Consider the following 7441-nt stretch of genomic DNA (forward strand, 5'->3'; position numbering starts at 1 on the left):
GGTCCGGATACCGGTGTTGTATCCGGACCAATTCCCAACGCGGCCGGTCGTCGCCTGGGCCCGCCGCAGGCCGGCCAGGGACTTCGACACAGGCCCTAGGCGCGGGTCACCCGAGCCGGTTCCCGTGTCGCGGACCGTGGGGTGGCCGCCGCCAGGAACCGGCGGTACACCTCCTCGTAGCCGGCCGCCATCCGCTCCACCGAGAAGGTCCGGGCCACGTGCGCCACGCAGTCCGCCGGGTCGAGGCGGGGTGCCTCGCGCAACGCCGCCGGCAACTCCTCCGGACGCTCGCAGATCAACCCGGTCACCCCGGGCCGGACCAGCTCCGGCACCGCGCCCCGGCGCAACGCCACCACCGGCGTGCCGGTGGCCATCGCCTCCAGCATGACGATGCCGAAGGGCTCCTCCCACTGGATCGGCATGATGAGGCAGGACGCCTCGACCAGCAGCCGCAGCGCGACCTCCCGGTCGGCGTCGCGGACCACCGTGACGTCCGGGCCGAGCAGCGGTCGGACGACCTCGTCGAAGTACCGCTGCTCCGCCGGCTCGCTGCACTTGCCGGCCAGCACCAACGCCAGGCCGGCCTCCCGGCAGGCACGGATGGCCAGGTCCGGCCCCTTGTCCGGACTGAAACGGGCGAGCCACAGCACCGGCCCGTCACCGGCTGCGGTCTTACGCGGGAACCCGCCGACCTCCATCGCGTTGTGCACGGTGCCGACCCAGGGCAGTCGCGGGTTCAGCCGCCGTTGGGCATGCGAGATGGCGACCAGACCGACGCCCTGGTCGGTGTCGCTGAGCACGGTGCCGTACTCGCCCACCGGGTTGCCGTGCACGGTCGCCACGGTGGGCACCGCGCGACGTCCGGCGACCAGCGGACCGATCGTGGTGTGGTCGTGCACGACGTCGAAGTCGGCCGCGCTGAGCAGATGGTTCACCCGGGCCAGATGGGCCAGTTCGGGCAGTGACTCGCCGAGCCGGTCGTACTGCAACTCGTCGAGGGTGGCGAGGAAGTCGCCCGCGGTGCCGTGCGCCGCACCGGCGCCCATCAGGGTCACCGCGTGTCCCCGGTCGACCAGGGCGTCCACCAGGCCCGCCACCACCTGCTCCAACCCGCCGTAGCCGGGCGGGGGCACGGACAGCCAGGGTGGCACCACCATCGCGATCCGTAGTGGGCGTTCCCAGGGAACGTTGTCGGCCACGAGCCCTCCCCGTCCGTCTCCGCTGGCCCCGATCCCCGGTACGGCGGTCGGGGATCGAAGCGGTTTCCCGGTGCCGCCGCCGGCAAACGGGACACCGCATCGCGGCTCAGCCGCCCACGATCAGTTCGTCGCGTACCACCGACACCCCCTCGGCCGACCAGGCCATCCGTTCCGCCTGGTCGCGTTCCCACCACGACCGCACCACCCCGGTCAGGGTCACCGTGTCGCCGCTGACCTGCACGGTCACCCGTTCCGTGCCGATACCGCGCAGCAGGGCACGTTGCACGTCGCGGCGTACCCGGTCGCCGTCGGGCGGGACGGCGGACCGCACCCCGACCAGGTTCGTCACCCCGCGTACGCCCCGCAGCCGGCGCAACTCCCGCTCGGCGGTACGCCGTTGCCACCCGAACTCCACCTCGCCGCGCAGCATCAGCCAACCGGCGGCGACGGTGACGTCCAGGCGTTCGGCCGGCACGAAACTGTTCCACTCCAACGCCCGAGCGGCCGCGATCGCCAGTTCGCCGTCGGTGATCCCGTCCGGCCCGGCGGGACGCACCTCGATCTCGTCGGCTATCGCGCGGACGCCGCGTACCCGTCGGGCCGCACCGACCGCCGCCCACCTGCGGGCCGCACCGTCCACCGCACCGGTCAGCGTCACCACCCCGTCGTGCACGGTGACCCCGATGTCGGTTCCGCGTACCCGCGGATCCCAGTCGAGCTCGTCCAGTACGTCCCGCTGGACCCGGTCGTCGGTCCGGGCCGTCGCTGCCGTGGTCATGGGTCCCCCCATCCGCCTGACCTGCTCCCGCAGCGCCGAGCCTGCCCGAATACCGGGTGAGCGCGGGTCACCCGCTGCGGGTGACCCGTCCCGGGACCACGAAGAGGGGCGGCGGGTGCCGCGACCAACCCCCTTGGCCGCGCCACCCACCGCCCCGGAGGGAGGAAGCAGATCCGTGCGTCAGGACGCCTCGGCGAGCGTCACGGTCACCGTCGCCTCGGCGCTGTTCCGCACGTAGGCCACCTCGACCTGGTCACCGACCTTGCCGGCCTGCACGGCCCCGACCAGGTCGGTGGAGTCGTTGATCCGCTTGTCGCCGAAGCGGATGATCACATCGCCCAGTTGCAGGCCGGCCCGCTCGGCGGCACCGCCCGGAAGCAGGGAACCGACCATCGCACCGCCGCCGGGCGCAGCGTTCACACTCACCCCGAGCGACGGGTGGCTGATCTTCTCGCCGCGTCGCAGCTTGTCCGTGACGTCCTTGGCCTTGTTGCTGGGGATCGCGAAGCCCACGCCGATGTTGCCGCTGGAGCCCTGCCCGGAGGTGGCGATGGCGGTGTTGATGCCGATCACCTCGCCCCGCGTGTTGACCAGCGCACCGCCGGAGTTACCGGGGTTGATCGGCGCGTCGGTCTGCAACAGCCCGGAGATCGAGCTGGCCGACTGGCCGGGCTGTCCGCTGCCGGCCTGGATGGTGCGGTCCCGGGCGCTGAGGATGCCCGCCGTCACCGAGCCCTGGAGGCCGAGCGGGCTGCCCAACGCGAGCACCGTGTCGCCGACCTGCATGGCGTCGCTGTCGCCGAACGTGGCGGCCTGGAGGTTCGTGACCCCGTTCGCCTTCAGCACCGCCAGGTCGGTCTTCGGGTCGGTGCCGACGATCTCGGCCCGTGCGGTGGTGCCGTTCGCGAAGATCACCCGGACGTTGTCGCCGCCGTTGGCGATCACGTGGTTGTTGGTCAGCACGAAACCGTCGGCGCTCAGCACCACCCCGGAGCCCCCGCCGCTGTCGGTGCTGATCGACACCACGCTGTCCTGCACGGAAGCGGCGATACGCGGCAGGTCGGCACCGTCGATCACCGGCGCGGCGGAGAACGTGCGGTTCCCGCTGCCGCCGTCGTTCAGCATCAGCGCGAGCGACCCGCCGGCCACACCGCTGCCGAGCATCAGCACGAACACCGCGACACCGGCGCCGATGAACTTGGCGACCCGCCCCGGCTTGGACCCCTGGGACGGGGCCGGTCCCCACGGGGCGGGCTGGCCCGGGTAGCCGCCCGGTGCCCCCGGCTGACCCGGGTAGCCCGAATGCCCGGAGCCGCCGCTCTGGGTGCCGCCGCTCCAGCTCGACTGGCTCGGGTACCAGGACGCGCCGGAGTAGCCGGCACCGGATTGGGGGTAGCCGGACTGACCGGGCTGACCGGGCTGGCCCCCGTACCCGGACTGACCGGACTGGCCGCCGTAGCCGGACTGACCGGACTGGCCCGGCTGGGCGCCGTAGCCGGACTGCGCGCCGTAGCCGGACTGCGCGCCGTAACCGGACTGGCTGCCGTAACCAGACTGCGCGGCGTAGCCGGACGGGGCGCCGTAGCCGGCAGGGCTGCCGTAGCCGGGCTGGGCGGAGACCGGCTGGCCGGGCTGGTGCGGTTGCCCACCCGACGGCGACCAGGTGGGTCGACCGGAGGCCGGCGGAGCCGAGCCGGCGGTGGGTAGGCCGGTCATCGTGGGCTCGTTGTCCTGCCCACGGGTGCCCGGCGCGTCGACCGCCCGCACCGGGACGGTCGGCGCCTCGGCGGTCCGGTCGGCACCGCCGCCGGAGGCCGGAATGCCAGGAGAGTCGGTCCGCGCGTACTCGGCACGGGACAGCTCGGGATGCGACGGCTCGGCGTCGGTCGGTGCCGGCCGGCGCGGGTCGGACTCGTACTCGCTCATGCCTCTACCTTTACCCATCGCACTGCGTTCCGCCTTAGCCGGGCCTGAGCGTTCGCTGAAAATCATTCGTCATCGATGTCCGTGGCGGGCGCCAACGGCAGCCGGATCCGGAAGGTGGCACCCCCACCCGGTGTGTCGGTCACCTCCACGGTGCCCTGGTGCACCGACACCAGCGCCGCGACGATGGCCAGGCCCAGGCCGGTACCGGTGTACGACCCACTGCGTCGGGTCCGCGAGGCGTCTGCCCGGTAGAAGCGTTCGAAGACCCGTTCCGCCTGCTCGCCGGTGAGCCCCGGCCCGGTGTCGGCGACCTCGATCACCGCCAGGTCGCCGGGTTCGGCGCGCAGCCGCAGCGTCACCGACGCCTCCGATGGGGTGTGCCGCAGCGCGTTCGTCATCAGGTTGCCGATCACCTGCCGCAGCCGGGCGTCGTCGCCGCGCACCACCAACGGCCCGGAACCCGACTGGATCTCCAGCTCGATCCGCCGGTCCGGCGCGGTCGCCCGGGCCGCCTCCACCGCGTCGGCGGCCAGCACGGGCAGTTCCACCGGGGCGAGCGACAACGGCCGCTCCAGGTCCAGCCGGGCCAGCAGCAGCAGGTCCTCCACCAGCAGACCCATCCGGGACGCCTCGTCCTCGATCCGACGCAGCAGGTCGGAGGTCTGCTCGGGGGCGCGGGCCGCACCCTGCCGGTACAGCTCGGCGAAGCCCCGGATGGTGGTCAGCGGGGTCCGCAGCTCGTGCGAGGCGTCCGCGACGAACTGCCGCATCCGCTCCTCGGAGCGGCGGGATCGCGCCTCGGAGGCACGGGCCGCCTCCGCCGCCTCCCGGGCGGCGCTCTCGGCGGAGCGGGCCGCGAACTCGGACGCCGCACGGGCGGTGAAGGCCATCTCGATCTGGCTGAGCATCGCGTTCAACGCACGGGACAGCCGACCCAGCTCCGAGGTGGGGCAGGGTTGCCCGTACTCGGGGTCGGGCACCCGGCGGCTGAGGTCACCCCCGGCGATCGCGGCGGCGGTACGTTCGATCTCCACCAACGGTTTCAGGCTGGTCCGCACGATGGCCGCGCCGACCGAGGCGAGCAGGATCAGCACCGCCCCACCGACCAGCATGTCGATCAGGATGAGCCGCTTGACCGCCGCCTCGACCTCGGTGAGGTGCTGCCCGATCGCCAACACCTCGCCGTCGGACACCTCGACGTAGTACATCCGCCACCGGGTGTGCCCGTCCCACGACGTCACGGTCCTGGGCTCCCCCACCCGCTCGGAGAAACCCTGCACGTCGTCGGGGACGCGCGGCAACTGCTGCGGACCGAAGGTGTTGTCGTCGTAGTACGGCCGGGTGAGGCCGAGTTCCGGGTTCGCCAGCACCACGAAGTAGTCGCTGGGCAGCATCGCTCCCACCCGGCCGGTCTTCATCAGGGGGACCAGCGGACCGAGCGTCTGGCCCGAGCCTCGCAACTGTGTGTCGATCTGCCCGACCAGGTAGCTGCGGAGGAAGATCGTGGTCAGCGAGGCGATAACCAGCAGCGCAGCCGCGACCAACGCGAGTACGGCCGCGACGAGCTTGACCCGCAGCGGTACCGAGCGGAGTCGGGTCTTGCCCTGCTGGACCGGGTTCACGCCGCCGGCTTGCGGAGTACGTACCCGACCCCCCGCAGGGTGTGGATGAGCCGGGGCTCGATGGTGTCGACCTTGCGCCGCAGGTAGGAGATGTAGGACTCGACGATGTTGTCGTCGCCCCGGAAGTCGTAGTTCCAGACGTGGTCGAGGATCTGCGCCTTGGAGAGCACCCGGTTGGCGTTGAGCATCAGGTAACGCAGCAGCTTGAACTCGGTCGGCGAGAGCTGGACCCGCTGACCGGCCCGATACACCTCGTGGGTCTCCTCGTCCAGCTCCAGGTCGGCGAAGGTGAGGCGGGCGGGCGTCTGCTCGCCGGTGCTGGTGCGGCGCAGCACCGCCCGGATCCGGGCGGTCAACTCCTCCAGGCTGAACGGCTTGGTGACGTAGTCGTCGCCGCCGAGGGTCAACCCACGGATCTTGTCGTCGGTGGCGTCCCGGGCGGTGAGGAAGACCACCGGCGTACGGGTGCCGCCCTCGCGCATCATCCGGATCACCTCGAAGCCGTCCAGGTCCGGCAGCATCACGTCGAGCACCACCAGATCGGGCCGGTGGTCCCGGGCCGCGCTGAGCGCGGCGCTGCCGCTGGTGGCGGTGGCCACGTCGAACCCGGCGAACCGCAGGCTCGCGGAGAGCAGTTCGAGGATGTTGGGATCGTCCTCGACCACGAGCAGTCGGGCCTCGGTCTGGGTAGCCGCCATGCCGCCCATCATCCGCGCAGTCGCTGCGCCCATGCTGGGCGGTCACTGAAAAAACCCTGTGAGCGAACGGCTCAGGCGGCGAGCGGCATCTCGGGTCCGGTCGTACCGGTCGGCGACGGCCCGACCACACGCTGCGGGGGCCTCCACAGCGACCGTACCGGCACCGGCGCGGTGGGCGGCACACCCGCCGACGACGGTACGAGGTGCACCGCCGATTCGGCGACCCGGGCGAGCGCCCGACGGTCGGCGGTACGGGTCGGGTACAGCGGCGCGGCGATCTCCACGGTGACGGTCAGCTCCCGCAGGGCGAGCACCCGGCAGACCGACCGCAGCAGGCTCTCCGCGCCGAGGAAGGCCGGTGCCGTGGTGGCTGGTCCGGTCGTCCCGAGCCGGTAGCCGATCCGCAGCGGCACCACGGGCGCCCCGGCGTCGATCGCGGCCTGGAACATCGCCGGCCGGAAGCCGGTCCGAGGGCGGCAGGCGGCACCCGTACCGCACCAGGTGGTGCCCTCCGGGAACACCGCGACGGAGCGGCCCGCCCGCAGGGTCGCCGCCACCCGGTCCACGGTGGCCGGCAGGCGGCGCGGGCGGGTGCGGTCCACGAAGACCGTGCCCGCCGCCCGGGCCAGCAGGCCCACCAGCGGCCAGCGACCGACCTCCCGCTTGGCCACCAACCGGGCCGGGGCGACCGCCAGCAGCGCCGGCACGTCCCACCAGGAGACGTGGTTGGCGACCAGCAGGACCCGCCGCCGGGGCAGCCGCCCGCGTACCCGCAGACGCACCCCGCAGGCCCGGGCCGTGGCGCGGGCCCAGGCGCTGGTCAGGCCCGCCCACTCGCCGGCGGGCAGCAGCGGGAGCAGCGCGGCCACCCCGACGCCGAGCCCGAGCATGCCGAGCAGGGCGGTGGCCCGGAGCAGCCGTCGGGCCACCGGGACGGTGTGGGTGTCGTCGGTGCGGGACAGGCACTCCGGACCGCAGGTGGAGTCGGGTCGCCACAGCGGGTGGGCGAGCGCGGTCACGGTCGACCACCGAGGAAGTGCCGCCGGTAGCGGGGGTTCATCCGGTCCAGGTCGAGCAGCACGTAGTAGTCGGCCACCCCGAAGTCCGGGTCGTACCCCGGCTCGCCGCAGACCTGGGCACCGAGCCGCAGGTAACCGCGGAGCAGCGGCGGGATCAGCCCGGCGGCACCCGCCACCGGCACGCGCGGCACGCCCGGCT

The 7441-nt window shown here is 73.0% G+C and carries 6 protein-coding genes and 1 pseudogene; all 7 read right to left on the reverse strand.

Translation table 11 applies throughout. The annotated features are described in order from the left end of the window. Positions 1-95: 95 nt before the first annotated feature. The gene (locus EYA84_RS22325; protein WP_131055004.1) at positions 96-1157 is read right to left on the reverse strand and encodes a glycosyltransferase family 4 protein; all 1062 of its coding nucleotides are present in this window, start codon (positions 1155-1157) and stop codon (positions 96-98) included. A gap of 148 nt (positions 1158-1305) precedes the next feature. After that, on the reverse strand, positions 1306-1977 hold the full coding sequence (locus EYA84_RS22330; protein ID WP_131055000.1) for a BON domain-containing protein: 672 nt from the start codon (positions 1975-1977) through the stop codon (positions 1306-1308). Between the two features lie 180 nt (positions 1978-2157). Continuing rightward, entirely contained in the window at positions 2158-3903 is a 1746-nt protein-coding gene (locus EYA84_RS33585; protein ID WP_236145903.1) for a trypsin-like peptidase domain-containing protein, read from the reverse strand. A gap of 62 nt (positions 3904-3965) precedes the next feature. Continuing rightward, positions 3966-5525 carry a HAMP domain-containing sensor histidine kinase gene (locus tag EYA84_RS22340; RefSeq protein WP_131055001.1) on the reverse strand — a complete coding sequence of 520 codons (1560 nt, stop codon included), beginning with the start codon at positions 5523-5525 and terminating at the stop codon, positions 3966-3968. Beyond that, the gene (locus tag EYA84_RS22345; protein ID WP_131055002.1) at positions 5522-6223 is read right to left on the reverse strand and encodes a response regulator transcription factor; all 702 of its coding nucleotides are present in this window, start codon (positions 6221-6223) and stop codon (positions 5522-5524) included. The genes EYA84_RS22340 and EYA84_RS22345 overlap by 4 nt, the downstream gene beginning before the upstream one ends. A gap of 71 nt (positions 6224-6294) precedes the next feature. Further along, entirely contained in the window at positions 6295-7242 is a 948-nt protein-coding gene (locus EYA84_RS22350; RefSeq protein WP_131055003.1) for a 1-acyl-sn-glycerol-3-phosphate acyltransferase, read from the reverse strand. Next, positions 7239-7441, reverse strand: a pseudogene (locus EYA84_RS22355) (GNAT family N-acetyltransferase); the annotation flags it as partial. The gene EYA84_RS22350 and the pseudogene EYA84_RS22355, both read right to left, overlap by 4 nt.

The organism is Verrucosispora sp. SN26_14.1 (assembly GCF_004307965.1).
In the GTDB taxonomy this organism is placed as follows: domain Bacteria; phylum Actinomycetota; class Actinomycetes; order Mycobacteriales; family Micromonosporaceae; genus Micromonospora.

Excerpts from the sequence above, each read along its gene's own strand:
- EYA84_RS22325 (WP_131055004.1), bottom strand. The coding sequence starts at position 1,157 with ATGGTGGTGCCACCCTGGCTGTCCGTGCCCCCGCCCGGCTACGGCGGG.
- EYA84_RS22345 (WP_131055002.1), bottom strand. The coding sequence starts at position 6,223 with ATGGCGGCTACCCAGACCGAGGCCCGACTGCTCGTGGTCGAGGACGAT.
- EYA84_RS22330 (WP_131055000.1), bottom strand. The coding sequence starts at position 1,977 with ATGACCACGGCAGCGACGGCCCGGACCGACGACCGGGTCCAGCGGGAC.
- EYA84_RS33585 (WP_236145903.1), bottom strand. The coding sequence starts at position 3,903 with ATGAGCGAGTACGAGTCCGACCCGCGCCGGCCGGCACCGACCGACGCC.